The organism is Falsiroseomonas sp. E2-1-a20 (assembly GCF_051433195.1).
Classification (GTDB): domain Bacteria; phylum Pseudomonadota; class Alphaproteobacteria; order Acetobacterales; family Acetobacteraceae; genus Falsiroseomonas.
This window is the reverse complement of sequence record NZ_JBHMFT010000009.1, coordinates 85696-111338: the sequence shown is the minus strand read 5'-3', so window position 1 is coordinate 111338 and position 25643 is coordinate 85696. Positions and strand designations below refer to the sequence as shown.

At 72.9% G+C, this 25643-nt stretch carries 21 protein-coding genes; 7 read left to right on the top strand and 14 right to left on the bottom strand.

The genetic code is table 11. The features are described from left to right. Positions 1-14: 14 nt before the first annotated feature. The 8 genes from ACFHPP_RS13260 to ACFHPP_RS13225 all read right to left on the bottom strand — a co-directional run bounded on the left by ACFHPP_RS13260 (position 15) and on the right by ACFHPP_RS13225 (position 9128). A complete protein-coding gene (locus ACFHPP_RS13260; protein WP_437163726.1) occupies positions 15-1394 on the bottom strand; it encodes an HlyD family type I secretion periplasmic adaptor subunit in 1380 nt (459 codons plus the stop codon). Then, complete coding sequence (locus tag ACFHPP_RS13255) at positions 1391-3001, bottom strand: ATP-binding cassette domain-containing protein (RefSeq protein WP_437163725.1); 1611 nt, start codon at positions 2999-3001, stop codon at positions 1391-1393. The genes ACFHPP_RS13260 and ACFHPP_RS13255 overlap by 4 nt, the downstream gene beginning before the upstream one ends. Continuing rightward, positions 2998-4659 carry an ATP-binding cassette domain-containing protein gene (locus ACFHPP_RS13250; protein ID WP_437163724.1) on the bottom strand — a complete coding sequence of 554 codons (1662 nt, stop codon included), beginning with the start codon at positions 4657-4659 and terminating at the stop codon, positions 2998-3000. Before ACFHPP_RS13250 ends, ACFHPP_RS13255 begins: the two co-directional genes overlap by 4 nt. Continuing rightward, positions 4659-5285, bottom strand: coding sequence for a hypothetical protein (locus ACFHPP_RS13245; RefSeq protein ID WP_437163723.1), 627 nt, complete (start codon positions 5283-5285; stop codon positions 4659-4661). Before ACFHPP_RS13245 ends, ACFHPP_RS13250 begins: the two co-directional genes overlap by 1 nt. Before the next feature lie 101 nt (positions 5286-5386). Beyond that, positions 5387-6268 carry a glucose-1-phosphate thymidylyltransferase RfbA gene (rfbA, locus tag ACFHPP_RS13240; protein ID WP_437163722.1) on the bottom strand — a complete coding sequence of 294 codons (882 nt, stop codon included), beginning with the start codon at positions 6266-6268 and terminating at the stop codon, positions 5387-5389. Between the two features lie 28 nt (positions 6269-6296). Continuing rightward, the gene (rfbD, locus tag ACFHPP_RS13235; RefSeq protein WP_430672336.1) at positions 6297-7181 is read right to left on the bottom strand and encodes a dTDP-4-dehydrorhamnose reductase; all 885 of its coding nucleotides are present in this window, start codon (positions 7179-7181) and stop codon (positions 6297-6299) included. Beyond that, on the bottom strand, positions 7181-7777 hold the full coding sequence (gene rfbC, locus ACFHPP_RS13230; RefSeq protein WP_437163721.1) for a dTDP-4-dehydrorhamnose 3,5-epimerase: 597 nt from the start codon (positions 7775-7777) through the stop codon (positions 7181-7183). Before rfbC ends, rfbD begins: the two co-directional genes overlap by 1 nt. A gap of 70 nt (positions 7778-7847) precedes the next feature. Further along, positions 7848-9128: a glycosyltransferase family 4 protein gene (locus ACFHPP_RS13225; protein WP_437163720.1), complete on the bottom strand. Its 1281-nt coding sequence runs from the start codon at positions 9126-9128 to the stop codon at positions 7848-7850. A gap of 153 nt (positions 9129-9281) precedes the next feature. Here ACFHPP_RS13225 and araD point away from each other — a divergent pair, with 153 nt between their 5' ends. After that, a complete protein-coding gene (gene araD / locus ACFHPP_RS13220; RefSeq protein ID WP_437163719.1) occupies positions 9282-11015 on the top strand; it encodes an L-arabinonate dehydratase in 1734 nt (577 codons plus the stop codon). A 22-nt stretch (positions 11016-11037) separates the two neighbouring features. On the opposite strand, the gene ACFHPP_RS13215 is transcribed toward araD, so the two are convergent. Both ACFHPP_RS13215 and ACFHPP_RS13210 read right to left on the bottom strand, forming a co-directional pair. After that, entirely contained in the window at positions 11038-12255 is a 1218-nt protein-coding gene (locus ACFHPP_RS13215; RefSeq protein ID WP_437163718.1) for a glycosyl hydrolase family 8, read from the bottom strand. A gap of 91 nt (positions 12256-12346) precedes the next feature. Further along, positions 12347-13690, bottom strand: coding sequence for a response regulator (locus ACFHPP_RS13210; protein WP_437163717.1), 1344 nt, complete (start codon positions 13688-13690; stop codon positions 12347-12349). 314 nt (positions 13691-14004) lie between these two features. Between ACFHPP_RS13210 and ACFHPP_RS13205 the strand changes: the two genes are divergently transcribed. The 6 genes from ACFHPP_RS13205 (at position 14005) to ACFHPP_RS13180 (ending at position 20965) form a co-directional block, all read left to right on the top strand. Beyond that, the gene (locus ACFHPP_RS13205; protein ID WP_437163716.1) at positions 14005-14700 is read left to right on the top strand and encodes a response regulator transcription factor; all 696 of its coding nucleotides are present in this window, start codon (positions 14005-14007) and stop codon (positions 14698-14700) included. 36 nt (positions 14701-14736) lie between these two features. After that, positions 14737-16149, top strand: coding sequence for a xanthine dehydrogenase small subunit (locus ACFHPP_RS13200; protein WP_437163715.1), 1413 nt, complete (start codon positions 14737-14739; stop codon positions 16147-16149). Beyond that, complete coding sequence (xdhB, locus tag ACFHPP_RS13195) at positions 16146-18431, top strand: xanthine dehydrogenase molybdopterin binding subunit (protein ID WP_437163714.1); 2286 nt, start codon at positions 16146-16148, stop codon at positions 18429-18431. Before ACFHPP_RS13200 ends, xdhB begins: the two co-directional genes overlap by 4 nt. Positions 18432-18484: 53 nt before the next feature. Beyond that, entirely contained in the window at positions 18485-19372 is an 888-nt protein-coding gene (locus tag ACFHPP_RS13190) for an MBL fold metallo-hydrolase (protein ID WP_437163713.1), read from the top strand. A 103-nt stretch (positions 19373-19475) separates the two neighbouring features. Further along, positions 19476-20453 (top strand): phosphogluconate dehydrogenase (NAD(+)-dependent, decarboxylating), encoded by a 978-nt coding sequence (gene gnd, locus ACFHPP_RS13185; protein ID WP_437163712.1) that lies wholly within the window; start codon positions 19476-19478, stop codon positions 20451-20453. Continuing rightward, positions 20450-20965, top strand: a complete 516-nt coding sequence (locus tag ACFHPP_RS13180; protein WP_437163711.1) for a gluconokinase — start codon at positions 20450-20452, stop codon at positions 20963-20965. Before gnd ends, ACFHPP_RS13180 begins: the two co-directional genes overlap by 4 nt. Here the strand turns inward: ACFHPP_RS13180 and ACFHPP_RS13175 are convergent. The 4 genes from ACFHPP_RS13175 to ACFHPP_RS13160 are packed head-to-tail and all read right to left on the bottom strand — an operon-like array spanning position 20929 to position 25641. Beyond that, positions 20929-22356, bottom strand: a complete 1428-nt coding sequence (locus ACFHPP_RS13175; RefSeq protein ID WP_437163710.1) for a M20/M25/M40 family metallo-hydrolase — start codon at positions 22354-22356, stop codon at positions 20929-20931. The two genes, ACFHPP_RS13180 and ACFHPP_RS13175, sit on opposite strands and share 37 nt — an antisense overlap. Then, positions 22353-23363 (bottom strand): ketopantoate reductase family protein, encoded by a 1011-nt coding sequence (locus ACFHPP_RS13170; RefSeq protein WP_437163709.1) that lies wholly within the window; start codon positions 23361-23363, stop codon positions 22353-22355. Before ACFHPP_RS13170 ends, ACFHPP_RS13175 begins: the two co-directional genes overlap by 4 nt. After that, complete coding sequence (locus tag ACFHPP_RS13165; protein WP_437163708.1) at positions 23345-24055, bottom strand: creatininase family protein; 711 nt, start codon at positions 24053-24055, stop codon at positions 23345-23347. The genes ACFHPP_RS13170 and ACFHPP_RS13165 overlap by 19 nt, the downstream gene beginning before the upstream one ends. Then, entirely contained in the window at positions 24055-25641 is a 1587-nt protein-coding gene (locus tag ACFHPP_RS13160) for an ABC transporter substrate-binding protein (protein ID WP_437163707.1), read from the bottom strand. Before ACFHPP_RS13160 ends, ACFHPP_RS13165 begins: the two co-directional genes overlap by 1 nt. Between the last annotated feature and the right edge of the window lie 2 nt (positions 25642-25643).

The following is a 25643-nucleotide window of genomic DNA, read 5'->3' as shown; positions in this document are numbered from 1 at the left end:
GTCCATGCCCGCATCTAATCCCGCAACGCCCGCCGCAGCGAGTCCCGGATCGGCGAGACCAGGTAGGCCAGGGCGCTGCGCGTTTCCCCCAGCACGAACACCTCCGTCGGCATGCCCGGCGTCAGCCGCAGCCCGTCGATCCGGGACAATTCGCCGGGGTTGATCTCGGCGCGGGCCAGGAAGAAGGGCTGGCCCTGCGCGTCCGCCTGCCGGTCGGCGGAGACGTAGGTGAGGTGGCCTGACAGCAGCGGCGTGGTGCGCTGGCGCAGCGCGGTCAGGCGGATGTTCACGCGCTGGCCGGGCTGCACCTGTTCCACATCGTTCGGGGCGATTCGCGCCTCCACCACCAGCCGGTCGCCGATCGGCACCAGGTCGAGCACCGGCTGGCCCTCCGTGATGCTGCTGCCGGGGGTGACGAAGCGGATATCGGTGACGATCCCGGCCTCCGGGGCCACCAGGTCGCGCCGCGTCCGGGCGTTCTCGGCGGCCAGCAGGCGCTGTTCCGCCTCCAGCGCCTGTTGCTGCGCCGCCTGCAATTCGCCGGCGATCTCCTGCGCGCGGGTCCGGCGCAGGGTGGCCAGTTCGGCCTCGGCCTGGGCGATGGATTGGCGGAACTGCGCCTCCTGCGCCGCGTGCAGGCCCATGTCGCCGCGCGCCTGCGCCTCCAGCCGCTCCAGCTCCCGCACCTCCCGCATCCGGGCGAAGCCCTGCTGGGCCAGGGGCCGCAGCCCGGCGAGGTCGGCGCGGACGGAGGCCTGGCGCGCGGCGGCGGCGGCGCGCTGGGCGCCGGCGGCCAGAAGCTGTTCGCGCGGCACGGCGGCGCGGCGTTCATAGACCCGCTGGTTGCTTTCGAAGGCCTGCCAGCGCGCCTGGAACAGGCGCGTCTCCGCCATCAGGATCGCGGCAAGCGCCGGGTCGGTGGCGGCTGCCTGGCGGATGCCGGGGGGGATTTCGAATTGGCGGGAGTCCTGCTGTTCGGCGCGCAGCCGGGCGGTGCGGGCGGCCAGCGTGCGGGCCAGGGCGCGGGCCTGCACGGCGGTGGCCTCGGCATTGGTGGGGTCCAGGCGGAGCAACACCTCCCCGGCCTGGACGCGCTGGCCTTCGCGCACCAGCAAATCCTGCAGGATGCCGGGCTCCGCCAGCATGATGGATTTGCGCCGGCCTTCCGCCACCAGCGATCCGCGGGCGAGCACGGCGCGCTCGATCGGCGTGATCGCGGCCCAGGCCAGCGTGCCGCCGAAGCCCAGCGCCAGCAGCAGCCAGGCGGCGCGCATGGTGCGGCGCAGGTCGGGCGTCGGCGGTTCGGCCTTGTCGAAATGCAGCGCGATGCTGCGTGGCGCCGGGGCGGCATCCGGCCTGCGGGTCGCGATCCGTCCCGTTGCAAATCGGGTCACGCCGAGGGTCCTTGCACGCGCCACAGGCCGCCCGGCGCCAGCAGCAGGAGCTGGTCGACATGGCCGTCCCACAGGGAAACATCGTGGCTGATGACGAGGCAGCAGGCGCCATCGTCCCGCGCCGCCAGCACCGCGTCCCGCACCCCCTCCCGCGCCGCCTTGTCGAGACCCGCCTCCGGTTCGTCGAGGGCCAGCAGGGCCGGGCCGCCATGCAGGGCGCGGGCGAGGCCGACGAGGCGGCGCTGGCCGGCGGACAGGATTTCCACGGGTGTGGCGTAGCCCTGCGGCAGGCGACCGATCAGCTCGTGCGCCCCGGCCAGCCGCGCGGCGTCCACCACCTGGTCCATGTCCTCCGGCCCGCAGCGGGCGATGGCGCGGGCGACGCTGCCCTCGGTCAGTTGCACATCCTGCGGCAGGTAGCCGATGTGCCCCTGGAAGACGGGCTCGCCATCCAGCAGCACCCGCCCGGCATCCGGCATCGCGAGGCCGAGGGCGAGCCGCAGCAGGCTCGATTTGCCGGCACCGTTCGCGCCGACCACCAGGGTCAGCGTGCCAGGGGGCACATGCAGCGAGATGCCGCCAAGCACCGGCGCGGCCCCGCCCGGCGGCGTCCAGCGCAGGTCGCGCAGCACCAGGCCGGGCGGCGCGGCACGGTCGGCGGGCCGTGGCGCCGGGGCTGCATGATCGGCGCGCAGCTCGTCCAGCCGGCGCCAGGCGAGCGCCGCCAGCGCCCAGTCCTGCCAGGCCGCGGCCAGCCGCGCGACCGGCTGGGTCGCCATGCCGGCCAGCAGCATCGCGGCGATGACGCTGCCGGGGGAGGCCCGGTCCGCCAGGGCCAGCAGCACGCCGGCCACCACCACGGCGCCCTGGGTGAGGTGCGCGGTCAGGGCCATGAGTCCGCGCAGCGCCCGGGCTCGGGTCTCGGCGCGGTCGCTATCCTCCAGCAGCGTCGGCTGCGCCGCCTGCCAGCGCCGCGTGACGGCATCGAGCATGCCAAGCCCGCGCAGAAGGTCCGCCTGCCGCAGCCGGTCCTGCAACGTGGCGGCGTGATGCTGGCGGCCTGCCTCGGCGTCCTGCACCGGGCCGCGCGTGGTGCGGTCCAGCGCCAGGCCGAGCAGCGCCAGCACGATGCAGCCGAGGCCGACCACCAATGCATGGACCGGGTGCAGCAAGGCCAGGACCGTCAGCGCCACGGGCACGGCGGCGAGGTCCAGCAGGTCCGCCGGCGTTTCGCCGGCCAGGAAGCGCCGCAGCGTGGCGAGGTCGCGCAGCGCCGCGAGGCCCGGTGTGCTGCCGCCCGCCACCGCACTACGCAGCACCGCGTGGAGCGTCGCGGGCGCCGCCCGGTCCAGCACCGCATCCGCCAGGGCCGAGACCAGCGCGCCGCGCAGCACGCGCAGCGCGGCGGCCAGCGCCAGGGCCACGAGGAAGGCCAGCGACAGCACCGCCAGCGTGTCGAGGTTGCGGCCTTCCACCACGCCGTCGAAGACATGCATGGTCAGCAGCGGCAGGCCGAGCAGCGCCACCTGCCGCGCGACGGACAGCGCGAGCGCGAGGCCCGCCGCCTGGCGCGGGATGCCGGGAGGCAGGGCGCGGGTGGCGCTCATGCCGGCGCGGCCAGGGCACGGCGGCGTTCGGTGGCCAGGAGCTGGCCGGCCCGCAGCACCACCACGCGATCCGCCGCCGAAAGCAGCGCCGGGCGGTGCGAGGTCAGCAGAACGGCGGTGCCGCGAGAGGCCACCTCACGCAGCATTCGCACCAGCCCGGCCTCGCCCTCCGCCTCGAGGAAGGCGGAGGGCTCGTCCAGCACCAGCAGGCCGGGGTCGCGGTACAGCGCCCGCGCCAGGGCAATGCGCTGCCGCTGGCCGGCGGAGAATTGGGTGCCGACGGGGGTGGCGTAGCCCTGCGGCAGGGAGGCTACCATCGCATGCGCCTCCGCCAGCCGCGCCGCGCGCAGCACGGCGGGCAGGTCCGGCTCCTCGAGCCGCGCGATCGCCTCGGCCACCGTGCCGTCCGTCAGCAGCGGGTCCTGCGGCAGGTAGCCGGCATGGCGGGCGAGGCCAGTGCGCGCCCATTGCGCGGTGGCATGGCCATCGAGGGTGCAGATGCCGGCCGAGGGGCGGACCATGCCGAGCGCGATGCGCAGCAGCGTGGTCTTGCCGGACCCGGCGGCGCCGGCCAGCGCGACGATCTCGCCGGGGGAAACCTCCAGCACCACGTCGCGCAGCAAGGCACGCGCGGCGCCGGGATGGGCGAAGCTGACCCGGTCCAGCACCAGGCGTGGGGTCCGGCAGGGGTAGGCCAGGGTGGGGGTGGCCTCGGCCGCGCCGAGCGCCCCGAGCCGCAGCCAGGCCGCGCGCGCCGCGCCGGCTTCGTGCAGCGCGGCGCCGAGGCGGGCGAAGGGGGCGACGGCCTGCCCGGTGACCAGCATCGCCAGCACCATGCCGAATCCGACCGGCACATCCAGCGCCAGCAGCAGCGCGCCGACCACCAGCGCGCCCCCGGCGCCGAGCGCCTGCAGGCTGCCGAGGCCGGCCGCGATGCGCCGGGCGAGGGTTCGCGCCCGGCGCTGCGCGGCCTCGGCGGGCGCCGACCCGGCCTGCCAGCCGGCGACGAGGCGGTCGCCCATGCCCATCGCCGCCACCGCCTCGGCGCAGCGCAGCCCGTCGGCGACCTGGGCGGCGAGGCGCGCCTGCGCCGCCTCGGCCTCGACCAGGCCACGCCGGGTCAGGCGTTCGCCGAGCAGGCTCAGCAGAGCCGCGACGGTGCAGCAGGCCAGGGCCCAGGTGGCGAAGGCCCAGTGGAAGACCAGCAGCAGCAGGACCAGGACCGGCGCCAGCAGCGCATCGGCGAGGCCCGCCAGCAGCGGCCCGGTGACGGCGCGCCGCAGCGACTCCACATCCCGCAGCGCCTGGCCCGCCGCGCGATCCGCGCCGGGGTCCTGCCGCGCCGCCGCCCGCACCACCGGCCCGGCCAGGCGCCGCGCCAGGCGGTGGGAGACGGCGATCAGGCCGAGCGCGCGGAGATGCTCCAGCCCCAGCAGCAGCGCGACGACGAGGCCGAGGGCGATGGCAAGTCCGGCCAGGGTCCAGCCATTGCCGGTCGGCAGCACCAACTGCCAGATCGCCAGCTTGGCCGCGATGACGCCGAAGCCGGCCAGGCTGATCGCCAGCCCCAGCGCCAGGGCGAAGCGCGCCGCGGCCAGGATCTCCGCGCGCGCCAGCAGCGCCGGGCTTTCGGCAAGGGGGTCCGGGGGCGCGGCCATCACAGTGCCAGCAGCAGCGCGAAGCCGATCAGCGCGCCGAGGCTGACCAGCGCCAGCAGCGTTCCCAGCGCCACCTGCCAGGCATCCGGCCCGCGCGGCGCCGCCGGGGGCGGGGCTGGCAACCGGGCGAGGCGGTCGTCCAGCCGCGCCATCCAGGCTTCCAGGACTGCCAGCCGCTGTTCGGTATCGGGGGCCGCCTCGACCTCGGCGGGGACCACCGCCTGAAGCCGCGCCTCCAGCGCCCGCTGGCCCTGCACGAGCTGGTTGATGGCCTGGACGACCTGCGGATGCGGCGGCTCGGCGCGTCGTAGCGGTTGCAGCAGCACGGCGCCGCCGGACGCGGCGCGGGCAACCACCTGGAGGTCGGGCAGGCGCGCGGCCCAGGCCGGTTGCAGAGCGAAGCGGAAGCCGTGGGCGCCATCGCCGATGCCGGCCTGCATCAGGTCGCCGCGCGGGCGGTCGGCCGGCGCGACGGCGAGGATGCCGCCGTCCAGGCGCAGTTCCACCAGGACGCGGTGACGTGCCTCGCCCGGCTCGAAGGCCCAGCCGGAAATCTCCCCCGGGGCAATCGCCTCGACGCAGCCGCGGATCACCTGCACCGCGCGCGGATCAAGGGCCGCGTTCATGCGCGGGGGCCGGAACGGGCCGGGGAGGTGCGGCGGATCACGCCGCGAAGGTTAGTGTAAAAAACGCCCGGCTCAAATCGCGCCGGGCGCAAGTCGCGCGATCAGGGGTCTTCGCGCGTCAGCAGGCCTTCGAGGTAGGTGCCGTAGCCGCTGTTGCGCAGCGGCGCGGCGAGGGCGCGGAGCTGGTCGCCATCGATGAAGCCCATCCGCCAGGCGATTTCCTCCGGCGCTGCGACCTTCTGCCCGGTGCGCTTTTCGATGGCGCGGACGAATTCACCGGCCTCCAGCAGGCTGTCATGCGTGCCGGTATCCAGCCAGGCATAGCCGCGCCCGAGCCGGACCACCCGCAGCGAGCCCTCGTCCAGGTAGACCCGGTTGAGGTCGGTGATCTCCAGCTCGCCACGCGGCGAGGGTTCCAGCGCCTTGGACAGCGCCGCGGCGCGGCCGTCGTAGAAATAGAGCCCGGTCACCGCCCAGTCGGAGCGCGGCAGGGTCGGCTTCTCCTCGATGGTCAGCGCGCGGCTCTGGCCGTCGAACTCCACCACGCCGTAGCGGTGCGGGTCGGCGACGCGGTAGGCGAAGACGGTGGCGCCGCTTCCGGTGGCGTTGGCCTGCGCCTCCTTCATCCGTTCCTCCAGGTCGTGCCCGTGGAACAGATTGTCGCCGAGCACCAGCGCGCAGGGCTCGCCCCCGAGGAATTCATCGGCCAGGACGAAGGCATGGGCGATGCCGCGCGGCTTGTCCTGCTCGGCATATTCCAGCTTCAGGCCCCAGCGTTCGCCATCGCCCAGCAGGCGGCGGAACAGCGGCAGGTCGTGCGGCGTCGAGATGATCATGATCTCGCGGATGCCGGCCAGCATCAGCACCGACAGCGGGTAGTAGACCATCGGCTTGTCGAACACCGGCAGCAGCTGCTTCGAGACGGCGAGGGTCGCCGGATGCAGCCGCGTGCCCGAGCCGCCCGCCAGGACGATGCCCTTCATGCCGTAGTCTCCAGATCGTGTGGGGATATCAAGACGCCGGCCCGACCAGCGTGTCGAGGCAGGTGGCCAAGGATTGCCGCCAATCCGCCGGGGCGATGCCATGCACGGCGCCGATGCGGCTGCAGTCCAGACGGCCATCGGGCGGACGCACGGCGCGGGTCGGGAAATCCGCGGTGGTGATGGCGGTGACGCGGGGCCGCTTGTGGCCGCGCCGCGCCGCCTCGGCCACGATCGCCTCGGCGAAGCCGTGCCAGGTGGTGTGCGGCGCGCCGGTCAAGTGGAACAGGCCATGGGCGGCATCGCCCGCCGGTGCCGCCAGCAGCCGCGGCGCCATGTGGGCCACCGCCTCGGCCAGGTCGGCGGCGAAGGTCGGCGCGCCGTGCTGGTCGGCGACCACGCGCAGCTCGTCGCGCTCCGCCGCCAGGCGCAGCATGGTCTTCACGAAGTTCGCGCCGTCCGGGCTGCACACCCAGGCGGTCCGCAGCACCACGCTGCGCGGATTTGCGGCCAGCACCGCACGCTCGCCTTCCTCCTTGCTGCGGCCATAGACGCCGAGCGGGGAGGGGCTGTCCGTTTCCAGGTAGGGCGCGCCCTTGCGGCCGTCGAAGACGTAGTCGGTGGAGAAATGCACGAAGGGCGCGCCGTGGGCGGCGGCGGCGGCGGCCAGCCGCGCGGCGCCGGCGCAGTTCACCGCGAAGGCCAGCGCCTCCTGGTCCTCGGCGCGGTCGACCGCGGTGTAGGCGGCGGCGTTGACGACGAGGTCCGGGCGCGCCGCCTTCATGGCAGCGGCGACGGAGGCATCGTCCGTCAAATCCAGCTCCGGCGGTTCCAGTGCCGTGACCTCATGTCCCGCGAGCCGGCGCACCAGCGCCCGCGCCACCTGGCCCTCGCGGCCCGCGACCAGGACGCGCATCAGAAGGCCGGCCCGAGATCGGCGAGGCGCGGCGCGCGTCGGTCCTTGTCGGACAGCGTCGCGGCGGCCGGGTCGAAGCCCCAGTCGATGCCGAGCGCCGGGTCGTCCCAGGCCAGTGACCGGTCGCACTCCGGCGCGTAGAGGGCGGTGACCTTGTAGGCGACCTCGGTCTCCGGCTCCCGCGTGATGAATCCATGCGCGAAGCCCGGCGGCACCCAGAGCATCAGCCCGTTCTCGCCGGACAGTTCGGCCGCGACATGCTGGCCGAAGGTCGGCGAGGCGCGGCGCAGATCGACCGCGACGTCGAGGATGCGCCCGCGCAGGACGCGCACGAGCTTGCCCTGGGCGTGCGGGGGCGTCTGGAAATGCAGGCCGCGTACGGTGCCGACATGAACGGAGACGGATTGATTATCCTGCACGAATTCATCCGGAATGCCGACCGAAGCGAAGTCGCGGCGCGAATAGGTCTCGACGAAGGCGCCGCGGGCATCGGCGAAGCGCCGCACGGAGACCAGCAGCGGGCCCTCGATCGGCAGGGACTGGGACTCGACGTTTCCGGCGCGTCGGGTGGGGAACGGGGCGACCCGATCCGGCATGCAGTGTTCTCCGAGGGCGATGGCGCAGTGCGGGCTTCCTTAGTGCAGGCCGGGGCCCGGGCAAAGTGCACTAGACCGCGAGCGGCTCCGCCTCCGGCTCCCCGCCTGCCGCCAGCTTCTCCACCAGGTCGAGCTGGCGCGGCAGGCATCGGGTGCGAAGGTCGTAGCGGGCGATGATGTCGGCGCGCGCCGTCGCTGCCAGGGCGGCATGGCCGCCGGGGTCGGCCAGCACCGCCAGCACCTGGCGTGCCAGGGCATCCGGTTCGAAGAACGGCACCAGCAGGCCGTTGCGGCCGTGCTCGATCACCTCCGTCACTGGCGCGGTGTCGGAGCCGATGACGAGGGCGCCACAGGCCATCGCCTCCAGCATCGACCAGGACAGCACGAAGGGATAGGTCAGGTAGATGTGCGCCCGGGTGATCCGGAACAGGTTGTGCAGCTCGTCATGCGGCACGCGGCCGGTGAAGTGGATGCGGGACGGGTCCAGTTCGGTGCCGAGTTCGGCCAGCAGCTTCGCCTTCCAGTTCTCCGCGCCCTCCGGCTTCTTGCCGTAGGAGACGTCGTCGCCGCCGACGATGACGGTGTGCAGGTTCGGGCGCTCGCGTTGCAGCCGCGGCAGGGCGCGCATCATCGTGGGAAAGCCGCGATAGGGCTCCAGGTTGCGCGCGACGTAGGAGATCACTTCATCGCCACGGTCGAAGCGGCGGCCCTGCGGGGTGGTGAAGACGGAATGCGGGTCCGGCACGCAGCGCTGGGTGTCCACCCCCTCGTGCAGGCAGGTGATGCGGCGGCGCGCCCAGTCCGGGTAGCGGCTCCATTGCCAGCGGGTCGGGCTGAGGCCCCAGTCGGCGGCTTGCAGCGAGACGAGCTGCGTCGCGTTCAGCATCCGGATGCGCGCGGCATCGTCGAGGCCGACCGCCTGCGAGGGATCGAAGCCGAGGTCCTGGCCCACGGAATTGTAGTAGAACTCCCAGTAGAACAACGTCCGCGCCTGCGGGAAGACGTCCTTCAGGAACAGGCCCTCGCCCCAGCCGGGGTGGCAGACGATGATGTCCGGCCGCATGCCCTTGTCGCGCAGCTGGACCAGCCGGTTCGCCAGATGCTGCCCACGCCGCGTCGCAGCCTCCAGCGAGCGGAGGTAGCGGTGCGTCGCCTCCCCGGCGCCCTTCGGCGCGCCATAGGACAGGTATTCGACGCCGGGGGCGGCATGGCCGGGCTTCTCGCCGATCGCCCAGACCTTCACACCCGCGCGCTGCGCCAGCGCCGGCGCCAGGTGGGCCCACTGGCCGGGAAAGTTCTGGTGGATGAACAGGGCGCGCAACGGGCGGCGGGGCAGCAGCAGGGCCATCATGTCTCCGGGCCGGGAGGGGCCGGGTTTCGTTGCGGATCAGCCTGTGGGGCGGCGCCGTCCGGGTCAAGGCGCCACCCCGCCGGGCGGCCGCCGGGGTGGTCGGGCTGCCCGGCCGATGGCAGGCTGGGCGCCTCAATGGGAAGGAACGCGGCCATGGCCGACACTCGCCGGAAGCCGGAAGACCTGCGCAGCCATCGCTGGTTCGGCGCCGAGGATCTGCGTGCCTTCGGGCACCGGTCCCGCATGTTGCAGATGGGCTTTTCCGAAAGCGATTTCCGCGGCAAGCCGGTGATTGGCATCGTCAACACCTGGTCGGAGCTCAGCCCCTGCCATTTCCACTTCCGCACCCGGGCGGAGGAGGTGAAGCGCGGCGTCTGGCAGGCCGGCGGCTTCCCGGTGGAACTGCCGGCGCATCCGGTGACCGAGCAGTACATGAAGCCGACCAGCATGCTGTACCGCAACCTGCTGGCGATGGAGACGGAAGAACTCGCCCGCAGCCAGCCCTGCGACGGGCTGGTGCTGCTGGGTGGCTGCGACAAGACCCCGCCCGGCCTGGTGATGGGCGCGCTGTCCGCAGGCCTGCCCTTCATTTTCGTCCCCGCCGGGCCGATGAACAGCGGCAACTGGCGCGGAAAATCGCTGGGGTCGGGCTCGGATGCCTGGAAGTACCACGCGGAGCTGCGGGCGGGCACGATCAGCCAGGCGCAGTGGAAGGACATGGAGGGCGGCATGGCCCGGTCCTTCGGCACCTGCATGACCGCCGGCACCGCCGCCACCATGATGCTGGCCGTGGAGGCGATGGGCCTGACCCTGCCGGGTGCGAGTTCCATCCCCGCCGCGGACAGCGCGCATCCCCGGATGGCGACCGAATCGGGCAAGCGCATCGTCGAGATGGTGTGGACCGACCAGACCCCGGCCGCGCTGCTCACCCAGGGCAGCATCGACAATGCCGTGGCGGCGACCATGGCCTTCGGCGGGTCCACCAATGCCATCGTCCACATCATCGCCATGGCGCGCCGCGCCGGGCTGGAGCTGGACCTCGAGCGATTCGACGCGATCAGCCGCCGGGTGCCGCTGATCGCCAACCTGCGGCCGAATGGCGATACCTACCTGATGGCGGATTTCTTCTTCGCCGGCGGTTCGCGCGCCTTCCTGAACCGGCTGTCGCCGCACCTGGACCTGTCCGCGAGGACGGTATCCGGCGCGACGCTGGGCGAGGACATCGCGGATGCGGATGTTTTCAACGAGGAGATCATCCGCCCGCTGGACCGCCCGTTGCAGGCCGAAGGCGGGCTCGCGGTGCTGAAGGGTTCGCTGGCGCCGCGCGGTGCCGTCATCAAGACCAGCGCGGCCGACCCCAGGCTGCTGGTCCATACCGGGCCGGCGGTGGTGTTCGACACCTATGCGGACCTCAAGAAGCGCCTGGACGACCCGGATCTGGAGGTGACGGCCGACAGCGTGCTGGTGCTGCGCTCCTCCGGCCCGCAGGGCGGCCCGGGCATGCCGGAATGGGGCATGATGCCGATTCCGCAGAAGCTGCTGAAGCAGGGGGTGCGGGACATGGTGCGGCTGTCGGATGCGCGGATGTCCGGCACCAGCTACGGCACCTGCGTGCTGCATGTGGCGCCCGAGAGCCATGTCGGCGGGCCGCTGGCGCTGGTGCGGGATGGCGACCTGATTAGGCTCGACGTGCCGAACCGGACGCTGGACCTGCTGGTGGAACCGGCGGAGATGGAACGGCGCCGCGACGCCTGGGTGAAGCCGGCGACCCGCTACGCCCGCGGCTGGACCGCGCTGCACCTGGACCAGGTCAGCCAGGCGGATGAGGGCTGCGACCTGCGCTTCCTGGAGGCGGGGGCGCCCACGCCGGAGCCGGATATCTACTGAGGCACCTCACGCCCCTTGTTGATCACGCCGGCGCCGCGTGCGGGTCGGCGACGCCGGCCATCGCGTTGCGCGGGTTTTCCTGCTGCGCGATGCGGGACAGCAGGGACAGGGCGGCGGAGTAGTAGTCCGGGCTGCGGGCGATGCCGGGCAGCGGGCGTGCCACCCGGCCGTTGACCTCCGCGGCGGTGATCACCTCCGCCACCGCCTCGATGCCGGCGGGCGCGATGTAGGGGGAAAGCTGGCCGTTGCGCAGGTCCGTCCAGGCCGGGCGCGCGGCCATGTTGGGGTCGTTCCAGAACCGGGTGGCGGCGCGGAGCGCCGGTTCCGAGGTCATCCCCGCCCAGGCCAGGTGCAGCGGCACCCGCACCGCGTCGAAGGAAAAGCGGGCCGGCCAGCCGGCGGCGGGCTGCACGATGCCGGCCTGGCGGCCACGGCCGATCTCCACCCAGTCGGCCGGCAGGCCCCAGCGGCCGTAGCGCATGCCGCGCAGCATCTCGACCCCGTCGTCGATCAGGCGTCCCCAGGCGCGATCCGGCATGGCACGGGCCAGGGCACGCAGTGCGGGGAAGGCGTAGTAGGACGGGTTGGTCACCACGCGGTCGGCATGTTCGAAGCCGAAGGCACCCGGCAGCAGCACGGTGCGGCCATCCACCTCCACCACCAGCTCGCGCAGGATCACCTGCGCCATCGCCTGTGCCTCCCGCCGCCAGGCCGGCACCTGCCAGCGATCGGCGGCGCGCAGCAGCGCCCAGGCGATGTAGAGGTCGCCGTCGGTGGCGTTGTTGCGGTCCGCCACAGGGGTGGCGGCGGTGGGGATGAAGCGCCAGGCATGCAGGCCATCGGTGCGGCGCAGCCGGGTGCGGGTCCAGCGATGGATGCGCTCGAAGGCCTGGCGGTCGCCGAAGGATTCCGCGAACAGCATGCCGTAGCCCTGGCCCTCGCTGTGCGAGATGCCGGCATTGCCGGTATCGACCACGCGCCCCTCCGCGGTGACGAAGCGGGCCTGGAAGGCGCGCCATTCGGAGCCCGAATCCTGCACCGCGCGCATCGGCACGCTGGGCGCGGCCGGCTGCGGGTTGCGGGCGGCACTGCCCGCCGGCAGCAGGGCGAGCATCGCGCTCATGCCGCCGACCAGGCGCCGGCGCGTGGCGGAGGCCAGCGGCGCGGTGGGCTCCACCGGCGCGCCATATGGGTTGGTGCGCGACCGCGGTTCGGACCGGAGCAGGGATTCGGCGAGCATCGAGCAGTCTCCATCAGGGCCGCCTGGGGCAGGCGGGCGGGCGGCCGGTTGGGCACGTTCGGTGGGGATCGGCGGTGGGTGTGGGGGTGGCTCAGGCGCTGCGCAGCAGCAGGCGGGCGCGCAGGCCGCGGTCGGGCAGGGTCCAGACATCCAGCCGGCCGCCCTGGAGCGCGACCAGGCGGCGGGCGATCGCGATCCGGAGGCGCTGCTCGGTCTCCGCCACCTCCGGGCGACGCAGCGTCTGGGCGCTCGGGCGGATCACCAGGTCGAGCCGCGCCTGGCCGGCGCCGGCATCCACCGAAAGCTCCGCCGCGCCGGCGGGCAGCGCAGGCTGGCTGCCGGAGGCCTTCGCCGGGACGGGCTGCTGGCCGAGCGTCAGCGCGGCCAGCAGCGCCATGGCGCGCACCAGCCGAGGTCCGTCGAGGTTGAAGGCCGGATCGGCATCCGGCTGCAGGATGAGGCGCCGGCCGCACCGCAGCCCGAGGCCACCGAGGCCGGACGAGACCAGCCCGAGCAGCCCATGCGCCGAGATCGGCGTGCGCTGCGGCTGCGCCGTGCCGTCCTCCAGCTCGGCCAGGTCCATCAACTCGTCGAGCAGGGCCAGCAGGCCCGCGGCCTGGGTCGGGACGCCGCCGCCATTCGTGCGCGGGATGGCGCGCAGCAGGTCCCCGAGCGGGCCGCGCAGGTCCTGCGCCACCGCCTCCACGCCGTTGCCCGCGGCATCCACCCGCTGCGCCAGGGCGTGCAGCAGGGCCTCCGCCGCGCTGGCGGGATCGGCCGAGGTCGCGGCGGCCGGAGCGGCGGGCGCAGGCCCGGCGCGGCGGGAGGGGGCGCGGGCGAAGCGCGGCGGCGGCGCCGGGATCGGCGCCAGGGCCGCGGCGGAGGTCGGCCGGCGCGTCCAGGCGGCCGGGATGGCATTGCCGAGGATGCCACGGCGCAGCGCGGCGCGGGCCAGGGCGTCCTGCACCATCCGTGCCAGTTCGGCGCCGCGCATCGGCTTGTGCAGCATGCCGAAGGCGCCGATGCGCGCCGCCGCCATGCCCTGCGCGGCCGAGGCGTAGCCGGTGATCAGCACCACCTCCAGCGCCTGCGCCTCGGCCCGGCCGCGGAGCGCCGCTTCCGCCAGGGCGAGCCCATCCATGCCGGGCATGCGGATGTCGCTGACCAGGGTCGCGATCTCCGGCCGCCGGCGCAGCACCGCCAGCGCGGCCTCCGCCGATTCGCTCGGCAGCACGTTCAGGCCGCGGCGGCTGAGGTTCGCCACCAGTTCCGCCAGCACCTCGCCCTCGTCGTCGACCAGCAGCACCGAAAGGTCCGATGCGGTGGCCTGGACGATCTGCCGGGCGGGGCGCAGGGCGAGCGCGGGCGCCCCCAATGCGGGCGTCCCCGTGAGGAGCGATCGAACTACGCTGCCGTGGCCTGCCTGGATGTTCATGGTGCGGCTCTGTCTCGCTGGTCTCGTTCCGGGAACGAGGCGGAGGCCGGAGGTCCGGGCCGCCCCGTGGAAGCGGCCCAATGAATGAAAGGTTAACGCGTCGCCGTGTTGTCCCGATTGTTAGGGAAATCACTCGGAACGACGACAAACTGCGCTCGACGTCATCCTGCGTCCTCCGCTAGATGTCTTTGTCGTCGCGCGTCTCCAGCCTGGGAGACAGAAGCCGGCTTGGGAGACATGGCATGACGTTGCGGACGGTGGCCGCCCGCCCGGGTGCCACGGAAACTGCGCCGCGGGCCGAGGAGCCGGTGGGTATGGCCCGTCCGCAGGGCCCGCTCGTGCTGCTGGCCGATGACGAGCGCGAGCTGACGGACGAGATGGCGGCCTACCTGGCGCGCTACGGCCTGCGCACCGTCGTCGCCAATTCCTACACGGCCGCGCTGACCATCATCGAGACGCAGCAGCTGGATGCCATCATCCTGGACCAGCGGCTGGGCCCGGTGGACACGCTGCCGCATCTGCCGGAGCTGCGCGCGCTGACCAGCGCGCCCATCCTGGTCGTCACCGGGAACCGGGAGGAGACGGACCGGGTGCTGGGGCTGGAACTCGGCGCCGATGATTTCCTGGTGAAGCCGGTCTCGGGGCGGGAGCTGGTGGCGCGGCTGCGCGCGCGTATCCGGCGGCCCGCGGGCGCGCCGCCGGCGCCGCGGCGGGACCGCTGGCGGCTGATGCCGGTGGAACGCCGCCTGGTGCGGCCGGATGGCAGCCTGCTGGAGCTGACCGGGGCCGAGTTCGACCTGATGGCCGCACTCGCCGCCATGCCCGGCGAGGTCCAGACGCGGGAGGCGCTGACGCAGCAGGTGTTCCGGCGCAACTGGCGGCCGGGCGACCGCGCGGTGGACAATGCCGTGCTGCACCTGCGCCAGAAGCTGGCACCGGAACTCGGCGAGCGCTGCATCATCACCATCCGCCAGGTCGGCTATGTGTTCATCGGGTTCCCGACTGGCTGATAGGCGCGGGGCCCGGAGTTTGCTTATCCTGGGCGCATGATCGCGACGGATATCGGCTTTCTCCTCAACGGCCAGCCCCAAATGCTGCCGCCGGGGGTCTCTCCCACCACCACCCTGCTGGACTGGCTGCGTGGCGCGGCCGGCGGTCCGGGCCTCACCGGCACCAAGGAAGGCTGCGCGGAGGGGGATTGCGGGGCCTGCACCGTGGTGCTGGAGGAGGCGGACGGCACGCGCACCCCGGTCAATGCCTGCCTGACCCTGCTGGGGCAGGTTCATGGGCGCGCGATTCGCACCGTGGAGGGGCTGCGCGGGCCGGATGGCGCGCCGCACCCGATCCAGCGCGCCATGGCCGAGAGCGACGGCACGCAATGCGGCTTCTGCACGCCTGGCATCGTCATGACCGCCTGGGCGCATGCCCGAGAGGGCGGGGAGGTGCATGAGGCGCTGGCCGGCAATTTGTGCCGCTGCACCGGCTACCGGCCGATCCTGGAGGTCTTCGACGGGCTCGCCGACGACGCCGGGGCACCGCCGGCGTTGCCCGCGCCCGGCGCGGCGCGGTTCGAGGCGCCGGGGCAGGTCTTCCACCTGCCGGCAACGCTGGAGGAATTGCTGGCGCTGCGGGCGGCGCATCCGGACGCCTGGCTGCTGGCCGGCGGCACCGATCTCGGCCTGCGCGTGTCGGACCACCGCGAACGACCGGGCGCGGTCATCTGCCTGCTGAACGTCCCGGAATTGCACGCGATGCGCGCAACGCCGGCGGCGATCGAGGTCGGCGCGGCGGTGTCCTATGCACGGCTGCTGGCGCTGGCGCGGCAGGAGACAGGGTTCGCGCCGCTGGCCTCGCTGCTGGCGCGGCTGGGCTCGCGGCAGATTCGCGGGCTGGGCACGCTGGGCGGCAATCTCGGCACGGCGTCGCCCATCGGCGATGCGCTGCCGCCGCTGCTGGCGCTGGGGGCGGAGGTGGAACTGGCCTCGGTGCGGGGGCGGCGGCGGCTGGCGGTGCAGGATTTCCTGCTCGGCTACCGCCAGGCGGACCTGGCGGCGGATGAGGTGGTGGTCTCCGTCACCCTGCCGCGGCCGGGACCTGCGGACATCTTCGTCTGCGAGAAGGTCAGCAAGCGGCACGACCAGGACATCGCCACCGTCGGCGCCGCCTTCCTGATCCGCATGGCGGGCGACCGGGTGGCGGAGGCGCGGCTGGCCTTTGGCGGCGTCGGCCCCATGGCGCTACGGGCGCGGCGGGCGGAGGCGGCGCTGCTGGGCCACCGGCTGGATGCCGGCAGCATCGCGGATGCGGCGGAGGAACTGGCCGGCGAGATCCAGCCGCTGTCGGATTGGCGCGGCACCGCCGGATACCGCCTGCTCGTCGCGCAGGGCCTGCTGCGCCGCCTGCTGGTCCGCACCCGGCATCCGGGCCTGCCGGCGAGCCTGACGGAGTTGGCACAGTGAATGCCTTGGCCAAATCCGGCGCCGCGCTGCGCCATGACAGCGCGCTGAAGCACACCACCGGCGAGGCCCGCTTCGCCGATGACACGGCGGAGGCTGCCGGCACGCTGCACGCCGCACTGGTGCTGTCCACGGTGGCGCATGGCACGGTCACGTCGCTGGATGTCGCCGCGACGCGCGCCATGCCGGGTGTCGTCGCGATCCTCGGCCCGCGTGATATCCCCGGCGAGAACGACATCGCCGCCGCCGGGCGCGGCGAGCCGTTGTTCGCCGATCCGCTGGTGCAGTTCGCCGGCCAGCCCCTGGCCATGGTGGTCGCCACCAGCCGTGACGCCGCGCTGCTGGCGGCCGCCGCCGTGCGGGCCGAGGTCGCGCCGCTGGAGCCGGTACTGTCGATCGAGGCGGCGCTGGAGCGCCAGCACTACGTCGTCGCGCCGCAGACCATGCGCCAGGGCGATGCGGAAGCGGCCATCGCCGCGGCGCCGCGCCGGATGGAGGCGGAGTTCCGCGCCGGCGGGCAGGAGCATTTCTACCTGGAAGGCCACATCGCCGTCGCGACGCCGGGGGAGGATGGCGAGATCGCCGTGGTGTCCTCCACCCAGCACCCGTCGGAGGCGCAGCACATCGTCGCCCGCGTGCTCGGCGGTGCGTGCCACCGCGTCACCGTCACCTGCCGCCGGATGGGCGGCGGCTTCGGCGGCAAGGAGAGCAATGCGAGCTGGGTCGCCGCCGCCGCCGCGCTGGCCGCGCGCGCCACCGGGCGACCCGTAAAGCTGCGGCTGTCGCGGCGGGCGGACATGGTGGCGACGGGCAAGCGCCACCCGTTCCTGTACCGCTGGACCGCCGGCTTCGACGCGCAGGGCCGCATCCTGGGGCTGGAGGCGCTGCTGGCGGCGGATGGCGGCTGGTCGCTCGACATGTCCGGCGGCGTGGTGTTCCGCGCCATCACCCATGCGCTGAACTGCTGCGACGTGCCGGCCGTTGCGATCACCGGCTGCGCCGTGCGTACCAACACCGTCTCCCACACCGCCTTCCGCGGCTTCGGTGGGCCGCAGGGCGCGCTGCTGATGGAGGATGTGGTGCACCGCGTCGCCGCCGCCTGCGGCCTGCCGCCGGAGGTGGTGCGGGCGCGCAATTTTGCCGGCGCGCCGGGCAATGGGGATGCGACGCCCTATGGCCAGAAGCTGGAGGGCGACCTGATTGCCCGGGTCTGGGCGGAAGCTCGGGAAAGTTCAGAATGGGACCGGCGGCGCGGCGAGATCGCCGCCTTCAATGCCTCCCACCCGACGCTGCGGCGCGGGCTGGGCTCGATGGTGCTGGCCTTCGGCATCTCCTTCGGGATCATGCACCTGAACCAGGCCGGCGCGCTGGTGCATGTGTATTCGGATGGCTCGATCCGGCTGAACCATGGCGGCACGGAGATGGGGCAGGGGCTGTTCATCAAGGTGGCGCAGGTGGTGGCGGATGTGTTCGGCACCGGCATGGACCGCATCGCCATCACCGCGACCAGCACGGCGGAGGTGCCGAACACCGCGCCGACCGCGGCCAGCACCGGCAGCGACCTCAATGGCTGGGCGGCGCACAACGCCGCCACCACCATCCGCGACCGCATGGCGCAGGTCGCCGCCGCGCGCTTCGGCATCGCGCAGGAGGCCGTGGTGTTCGCCGAGGATCGCGTCTGGGCCGGCGATGTCGGCGGCAACCGCTTCCTCGAATTCGGCGAGCTGGCGCGGCTGTGCTTCCTGGAGCGGGTCTCGCTATCCTCGACCGGGTTCTACCGCACGCCGGACATCCACTGGGACCGTGAGGCGATGCGGGGCAACCCGTTCTTCTACTTCTCCTACGGCGCCGCCGTCTCCGAGGTGGTGGTGGACACGCTGACCGGGGAGCACCGGTGCCTCCGCACCGACATCGTGCAGGATTGCGGCCGCAGCCTGAACCCGTCAGTGGATCGCGGCCAGATCGAGGGGGCCTTCGTGCAGGGCATGGGCTGGCTGACCTGCGAGGAGCTGTGGTGGGATGCGGGCGGCCGGCTGCGCACGGTGGGGCCCTCCACCTACAAGATCCCGGGCTCCCGCGACGTGCCGCCGGTGTTCAACGTGCGGCTGCTGGAAGGCGCGCCGGCGCGGTCCGACACCATCTTCCGGTCCAAGGCGGTGGGCGAGCCGCCGCTGCTGCTGGCGATCAGCGTGGCGAATGCGCTGAAGGACGCGATCGGCGTGGAGGCGCTGGACCTGCCGGCGACGCCTGAACGCGTGTTGATGGCGCTGCATCGCCGGGGCTGACATGTGCACGGGGGAGAGCGCTATGCTCCGGAGAAAGCGTCTGGGAGCAAGCCATGTCAGCCGCCATTCGCGCCTTCTTCGACGAGCCGACCAACACCGTGTCCTACCTGGTCTGGGACCCCGCCACGAAGCACGGCGCGGTGGTGGACCCGGTGCTGGATTGGGACAACCGCAGCGGGGAGGCGGATATGTCCTCCGCCCGGAAGCTGCTCGAGGCCGCGGAGGCGGAAGGGCTGAAGCTGGACTGGGTGCTGGAGACCCATGTCCACGCCGACCACCTGACCGCGGCACCCTGGATCCGCCAGCATAGCGGCGCGCGGATCGGCATCGGGTCCGGGGTGAAGCAGGTGCAGACCATCTTCCGGCCGGTCTTCGGGCTGGAGGACATGGCGCCCGGCGGCGGCGATTTCGACCACCTGTTCGAGGATGGCGAGACCTTCCAGATCGGCGCGCTGAAGGTCGAGGTGATGCATGTGCCGGGGCACACGCCGGCCTGCGCGGCCTACCGGATCGGCGACGACATTTTCGTCGGCGACACGCTGTTCATGCACGACTACGGCACCGCCCGCGCCGATTTTCCGGGCGGCGACGCGCGCACGCTGTACCGGTCCATCCAGCGCCTGCTGGCGCTGCCGCCGGAGACGCGGCTGTGGATGTGCCACGACTACAAGGCGCCGGGCCGGGACCACTTCGCCTGGCAATCCACCGTGGCCGAGCAGCGCGCCCGCAACCCGCATGTGAAGGACGGCCAGACGGAGGAGGATTTCGTCGCCTTCCGCACCGCCCGCGACGCGAAGCTGGCGGCGCCGGCGCTGCTGCTGCCCTCGATCCAGGTCAACATCCGCGCTGGCCGCTTCCCGCAGGCGGAGGCGAACGGGGTGCGCTACCTGAAGATCCCCGTGAAGCCGAAGAGCGCCGAGGCTGCCGCCGGCCTGGCCTGACGAACTCTCTCCCCCCTGAAGCGGGGGGAGAGGGCTTTGCGGCCGGCTTGTCCTGACCGCATCCCCCGCCCATCCTGCCGGCTGATTCGGGGGAGGATGGGCGATGCAGATCGGCATGGTCGGGCTTGGGCGCATGGGCGGCAACCTGGTGCGGCGCCTGGCGCGCGCCGGCATCACCTGCACCGTCTGGGACCGCGACCCGGCCGCCGTCGCGGCGCTGGCCGCCGAGGGTGCGGAGGCCGCCACCGACCTCGCGGACCTGGTGGAACGCCTGCCGGAGCCGCGGACGGTCTGGGTGATGCTGCCCGCCGGCGCGGCGACGGAGGAGGCGATCGGACAGTTGGCGAACCTGCTGGCGCCGGGTGACGTCGCCATCGATGGCGGCAACGGGATGTGGAAGGACGCCATCCGCCGCGCCGCCGTGCTGCGCGATGTCGGCGTCGACATGCTGGATATCGGCACCTCCGGCGGCGTCTGGGGCCTGGCGCGCGGTTACTGCCTGATGATCGGCGGCCCGGCCGAGCAGGTCGAGCGGCTCGACCCCGTCTTCAAGGCGCTGGCGCCCGGGGAGGGTGCGGCACCGCCGACGCCGGGCCGCGACCCCGCCGCCGATCCGCGCCCGGCGCAGGGCTACATCCATTGCGGCGCGAACGGCGCCGGGCATTTCACCAAGATGGTCCACAACGCCGTCGAATACGGGATGATGCAGGCGATGGCGGAGGGGCTGGAACTGCTGCGCCAGGCCGACAGCGAGGTGGTGCCGGAGGAATTGCGCCTCAGCCTCGACGTGCCCGACATCACCGAGGCCTGGCGCCGCGGCTCCGTCGTCGCCTCCTGGCTGCTGGACCTGACGGCGCAGGCGCTGGCGGCGGATGGCGAGCTTTCCACCTATTCCGGCCGGGTCGGCGACAGCGGCGAGGGGCGCTGGGCGGTGCAGGCGGCGATCGAGAGCGCGGTGCCGGCGCCGGTGCTGTCGGCGGCGCTGTATTCGCGATTCCGCTCGCGGCAGGAAGCGCCCTTCGCGGACCGGTCGCTGTCGGCCATGCGCAATGCCTTCGGCGGGCATCTGGAGCCGAAATGACGGCGCTGGTTCTGGTGATGGGCGTCTCGGGGGCCGGCAAATCCACGGTAGGTCCGCTGATCGCGGCGGGGCTGGGGGTGGGCTTCGACGATGCGGATGACTTCCACCCGCCGGCCAACGTGGCGAAGATGTCGCGTGGCGAGCCGCTGGACGACGGCGACCGGGCGCCCTGGCTGGATGCCATCGGCGCGCACCTGGCGGCGCATCGCGGGCGTGGCTGCGTGGTGACCTGTTCCGCCCTGAAGCGCGCCTATCGCGACCGGCTGCGCGCCGCGGCGCCGGATCTGCGGCTGGTGTTCCTGCGCGGCGACCGGGAGTTGGTGGCCGCACGGCAGGCGGCGCGAGCCGGGCACTTCATGCCGGCGAGCCTGGTGGCCAGCCAGTTCGCGACGCTGGAAGCGCCAGATGCGGAGGAAGGCGCCATCGTGCTGGACGTGGCGGCGACGCCGCAGGCGCTGGCCGAGGCGGCGCTGGATCAGCTTGGTTGGGCGGCTCCGCCGCGGGTGCGGTAAGGCGCGAAGTCCTCCGGGTTCAGCGCGCCGACGCGGCGCAGCAGCGCCACCCAGGCGGCGAAGCCCTCCGGGATGGCGCTTTCGCGCCAGTTCTCGTCGGGCGCGTGGAAATCCTCGTCCGCCGTGGCGAAGGAGAACATCACCGTCTCCAGCCCCAGCACGCGCTGGACGATATCCGTCAGCGGCAGCGTCGCGCCCATGCGGACGCGGAGCGGCACGGTGCCGGTGGTCTCGGCCAGCGCGGCCTCTGCCGCCAGCAGCAGCGGGTGCGCGGGCGGCACGGCGGTGGCCTGGCTGCCCTCGCGATGCGTGCGGATTTCCAGCGTCGTGCGGGGCGGGCAGTGGGCGCGGAGATGCGCGGCGACGGCGGCCAGCACGCGCGCCGGGTCCTGCCCCGGGACCAGGCGCATCGACAGCTTCGCATGCGCCTCGGCCGGGATGACGGTCTTGCCGCCGGGGCCGGTGTAGCCGCCCCACATCCCGTTCACCTCCAGCGTCGGCTGGTGCCACAGCCGTTCCAGGAATTTTTCCGAGCTCAGCCCGCTGGACGTCGCGCCGATGGCTGCGTCGTGTGCGGCGACATCGTAGGGAATGGCGGCCAGCGCCGCGCGCTCGGCCTCGGTCGGGTCCGTCATGCCGTCGCGGAAGCCGGCGACGGCGATGCGGCCCTCGCCGTCGTGCAGCGTGGCGAGCAGGCGGGCCATGGCCTGCGCGGCATTCGCCACCACGCCACCATAGCGGCCGGAATGCAGGTCCTTCACCGCGCTGCGCAGCGACAGTTCCAGCCCGGTATTGCCGCGCGTCCCGATGGTGATGGTGGGCAGGTCGGCGCGCCAGCGGGCGCCATCGGCGGACAGCGCGGCGTCGGCGGCGAAATCCTCGCGGTGCTGGTCCAGGATTTGCGCGAGAGTCCTGGAGCCGACCTCCTCCTCGCCTTCCAGCAGCAGCGTGACGTTGCAGGGCAGGCGGCCTTCGACGGAAAGGAAGGCCCCGAGCGTCTCGATGGCGAGCAGCGATGGCCCCTTGTCGTCCGAAACGCCGCGCGCGTAGAGGCGGCCGTTGCGGGATGCCAGGGTGAAGGCGGGGGAGGTCCAGGCCGCGACCGGGTCCGGCGGCTGCACGTCGTAATGGCCATAGACCAGCAGCGTCGGCGCCTGCGGCCCGGCGCCGTGCCACCGCGCGGTGACGGCGGGATGGCCGCCGGCCCCAACTTCCCGCGCATCCTGGAAGCCGAGCGCCGTCAGCCGTGCCCGCCACCATCCCCGCGCCGCGGCCATGCCGGCGGCATAGGCCGGGTCGGTGGAGACGGAGGGGCAGGCGACCAACTCGCCCAACCGCGCGACGAAACCGGCGCGATCCGCCAGCAGGTGGTCCAGGACGGGGTCGGTCATGCCAGCAGCGCGGCGAAGGTTTCGGGGGATTGTTCGCGCTTGCCGGATTCGATCTCTGCGATCAGCGCACAGAGTTTTTCGGACATCGGCACCTGCACGCCCTTTTCCGCGGCGAGCGGCGGGATCAGGCCGATCTGCGCATCGGCTTCCGTCCTGCGCTTGCGGACGGCCAGGTCGCGCCAGATGCCGGAATGGGTTTTGGCACCGAGGGCGGTGAAATCGCGCAGCCAATGCACGATACTTTCGCCGGCCGCATCGGGCTGGCCTGGCGCGAAGGCCATCGGGTCGAAGCCGCCGAAGCCGCGCGGCGTGACGCCATGGGCCAGCGCGGTTGCCGCCACCTCCCGCCCCAGCGCCAGCCAGACCGGCATGCGGGCGGGGTCGGCGAAGTTTTCGGTCATGCTGTCGTGGTTCAGGGCGGTGGCGAACAGCATGGCGCCGTAGCTCATCTTGCCCCAGAGGTAGGACCAGATGTCGGGCGTCAGGATCGCGTCGGGCTCGAATTCGCGGGCGAGGGCGAACATCGCCTCCGTCCGCGGGCGGGTCACGCCGTCCAGCTCGCCGATCACCAGGGCGCTGCGGTTGCCGAACAGGATGTGGCCGGGGCCGTGCCAATCCGCGCCGAAATTGACGAAGCAGCCCATCACGCGCTCAGCGCCCAGCGCGCGGGAGAGGGCGATCTCGTTCAGGCCGTTCTGGGCGGAGAAGACGAAGCCGTCCGGCTTCAGGTGCGGCGCCAGCATCGGGATGGCGGCCGCGGTGGCCTGCGCCTTCACCGCCAGCACGATGCGGGAATAGGTGCCGGTGAGTTCGGCGGGCGTCACGGCCGGGATCATCTGGGTGAACTCGGTCACCGGGCCGGTGATGGCGAGGCCGGTGGTGCGGCAGGCCTCGACGTGGTCCGCCACGGTATCCACCAGCAGCACGTCGTGCCCGGCCCGCGCCCAATGCGCGCCGAGCGTGCCGCCGATGGCGCCGGCGCCCCAGATCAGGATCGGGTCGGCCATGGTCCCTCCAGCGCCTCGCGCGTCTCGGCGACGCCGGTGTCCCACAGCGCCTGCATGGTGGCATCGGGCAACTGCCACGGGCCGCCGAAGGACCCATCGCCGAGGATCGCCTTGCAGTCCGCGGGGCCGCCCGCCTTCATCAGCGCGATGTCGGGCTGCGGCTTGCGGCCCTCGGGCGCCGGCGCATGGGCGAGGCGGGTCCAGGGGTAGTTCTCGAACCAGTTGCCGTGGCTGGCGGAGGGATCGGCGGCGAGCGCGGCGGCCCAGGTGCGCGGCGTGTTGTACCAGTTGTGGAACTTCACGCTGAGGCCAGGCTGTTCCGCCATCATCTGCTGCGCCAGCGCGGCGACCGGCGCATTGCCGCCATGGCCGTTGACGATCAGCACCCGGCGGAAGCCGGCGCGGGCGACGCTGTCCACCAAATCCCGCATCACCGCCAGAAGGGTCTCCACGCGCAGCGAGATGCTGCCGGGAAAGGCGGCGAAGTATGGCGCCAGGCCGAAGGGCATCACCGGGAACACCGGCACGCCGAGCGGCGCGGCGGCTTCGCGCGCCACCCGTTCCGCCAGGATCGCATCCGTGCACAGCGAAAGCTGCGCGTGCTGTTCGGTGCTGCCCAGCGGCAGCACGCAGCGGTCATCGAGGCGCAGCCGCGCCTCGACGTCCTTCCAGTTGGACTCGGCGATGTTCATCAGCGTGTCGGCACGATGTCCATGGCCAGCGTGTCCTCATCCGTCCGCGCCCGCACCAGGTTCACCCGGTCCCGCCGCATCGCCCAGGCGCTGCCGACGGAGGTCAGCGGCATGCCGACGCGTTCGCGGGTGAACAGCGTGGCGATTTCCTGGAGAAGCTGCTCGCGCTTCTTCTCGTCGAGTTCCACGCCGGCGGCCTGGATCAGGCGGTCCATCTCCGGGTTGGAATAGCCGTGCCAGTTGAAGGCACCGAGGCGGAGCGCCGGGTTGTTGGTGTGGGCGTTGGACGAATAATAGTAGTTCGCCTCCCCGGTCAGCGTGCCCCAGCCGGCCATGATGTTCGAAAGCTCGCCACGCGCGCGGGCCGGGAAGATGACGGCGGCGGGCTGGCCTGCGGCCTGCACCTCGATGCCGATGCGGGCAAACATCTGGGCCAGCGCGGTGCCGACGCCGTTGTCACCGGGTAGGCGGTTGTTGGTGAAGTTCAGCACCATTCGGAAGCCGTTGGGGTAGCCGGCCTCGGTCAGTAGCGTGCGGGCGCGTGCCAAATTCGGCGTCGGGATCGGGATGGCCGGATTGAAGCCGAAGATGCCGGGCGTCACCATCTGGCCCTGCGGCGCGCCGAGGCCCTCCATGGCGATCTCGGCCAGCGCGCGCCGATCGATGGCGAGGTCCATCGCCTCCCGCACCCGGATGTCGCGGTAGGGGTTGGCGGCGAGGCGGGAGCCGTCCTTGGCCGTCACCTGCGGCGTGGTCTCGCGGTAGTCGAGCTGCAGGTTGAAGACATAGACGGTGTCCGCCTTCACCACCCGCAGCGCCCGGTCACGCTCCAGGGTGGAGACGTCGGCGGCGGGCACGCGCACGATCATGTCCACCTGGCCGGTGCGAAGCTGCGCCACGCGGGCGGCATCGTTCGGGATCTCGCGGCGGATGTGCCGCGCCCAGGGCTGCGCGCCGCCCCAGTAGGCGTCGTTGCGCTCCACCACGAACTGCTCCCGCGGGGTCCAGGAGACGAAGCGGTAGGGGCCGGTGCCGATGGCGGCGCGGCCGGTGTTGAAGGCCTCGTTGCTGGTCTCCGGCGTCAGGCCGGCGGTGGCGCGGGCGCTGGTGATGAAGACGCGGATGAAGTCGTTCGGCAGCGTGGGCGCCGGGCCATCCGTGATGACGTGCAGCGTGTGCGGGTCGACGATCCGCAAATCCTTCACGTTGCGGACGTAGATGCGCGTGGGGTTCGGGCCGGACAGCACCTGCATGCGGCGAATCGAGGCGACCACGTCCTCCGCCGTCATCGGGCTGCCGTCGTGGAAGGTGACGCCCTGGCGCAGCTTGAATTCCCAGGTGGTGGCATCCACCGGGCGCCAGCTTTCGGCGATGCCGGGCAGCAGTTGCAGGTTGTCGCCCGAGGTCACCAGCGTGTCGAAGACATGCTTCAGCGCCTCGGCATGGGTGCCGGTGGCGGTGAAGTGCGGGTCCACGCCCTCCGGCCCCGCGCGGACGCCGAGGTTGAGGGTCTGGCCAATGGCGGCGCCGGAGAGGAGGAACCCGGCGGTGGCCGCCAGGGCGAGGTTGCGGATGTTCTGGGTCATTG

Bases quoted from the DNA above. Each gene is read 5' to 3' on its own strand.
- gnd (WP_437163712.1), top strand. From the start codon at position 19,476: ATGCAGATCGGCATGGTCGGGCTTGGGCGCATGGGCGGCAACCTGGTG.
- rfbD (WP_430672336.1), bottom strand. From the start codon at position 7,181: ATGCGCGTCCTGGTCGCGGGCCGCGAGGGCCAGGTGGCGCGGGCGCTG.
- araD (WP_437163719.1), top strand. From the start codon at position 9,282: ATGGCCGACACTCGCCGGAAGCCGGAAGACCTGCGCAGCCATCGCTGG.
- ACFHPP_RS13165 (WP_437163708.1), bottom strand. From the start codon at position 24,055: ATGAACATCGCCGAGTCCAACTGGAAGGACGTCGAGGCGCGGCTGCGC.
- ACFHPP_RS13200 (WP_437163715.1), top strand. From the start codon at position 14,737: ATGATCGCGACGGATATCGGCTTTCTCCTCAACGGCCAGCCCCAAATG.
- rfbC (WP_437163721.1), bottom strand. From the start codon at position 7,777: ATGCCGGATCGGGTCGCCCCGTTCCCCACCCGACGCGCCGGAAACGTC.
- ACFHPP_RS13160 (WP_437163707.1), bottom strand. From the start codon at position 25,641: ATGACCCAGAACATCCGCAACCTCGCCCTGGCGGCCACCGCCGGGTTC.
- ACFHPP_RS13180 (WP_437163711.1), top strand. From the start codon at position 20,450: ATGACGGCGCTGGTTCTGGTGATGGGCGTCTCGGGGGCCGGCAAATCC.
- rfbA (WP_437163722.1), bottom strand. From the start codon at position 6,268: ATGAAGGGCATCGTCCTGGCGGGCGGCTCGGGCACGCGGCTGCATCCG.
- ACFHPP_RS13205 (WP_437163716.1), top strand. From the start codon at position 14,005: ATGGCCCGTCCGCAGGGCCCGCTCGTGCTGCTGGCCGATGACGAGCGC.
- ACFHPP_RS13250 (WP_437163724.1), bottom strand. From the start codon at position 4,659: ATGGCCGCGCCCCCGGACCCCCTTGCCGAAAGCCCGGCGCTGCTGGCG.
- ACFHPP_RS13225 (WP_437163720.1), bottom strand. From the start codon at position 9,128: ATGATGGCCCTGCTGCTGCCCCGCCGCCCGTTGCGCGCCCTGTTCATC.
- ACFHPP_RS13175 (WP_437163710.1), bottom strand. From the start codon at position 22,356: ATGACCGACCCCGTCCTGGACCACCTGCTGGCGGATCGCGCCGGTTTC.
- ACFHPP_RS13210 (WP_437163717.1), bottom strand. From the start codon at position 13,690: ATGAACATCCAGGCAGGCCACGGCAGCGTAGTTCGATCGCTCCTCACG.
- ACFHPP_RS13255 (WP_437163725.1), bottom strand. From the start codon at position 3,001: ATGAGCGCCACCCGCGCCCTGCCTCCCGGCATCCCGCGCCAGGCGGCG.
- ACFHPP_RS13245 (WP_437163723.1), bottom strand. From the start codon at position 5,285: ATGAACGCGGCCCTTGATCCGCGCGCGGTGCAGGTGATCCGCGGCTGC.
- ACFHPP_RS13190 (WP_437163713.1), top strand. From the start codon at position 18,485: ATGTCAGCCGCCATTCGCGCCTTCTTCGACGAGCCGACCAACACCGTG.
- ACFHPP_RS13170 (WP_437163709.1), bottom strand. From the start codon at position 23,363: ATGGCCGACCCGATCCTGATCTGGGGCGCCGGCGCCATCGGCGGCACG.
- ACFHPP_RS13215 (WP_437163718.1), bottom strand. From the start codon at position 12,255: ATGCTCGCCGAATCCCTGCTCCGGTCCGAACCGCGGTCGCGCACCAAC.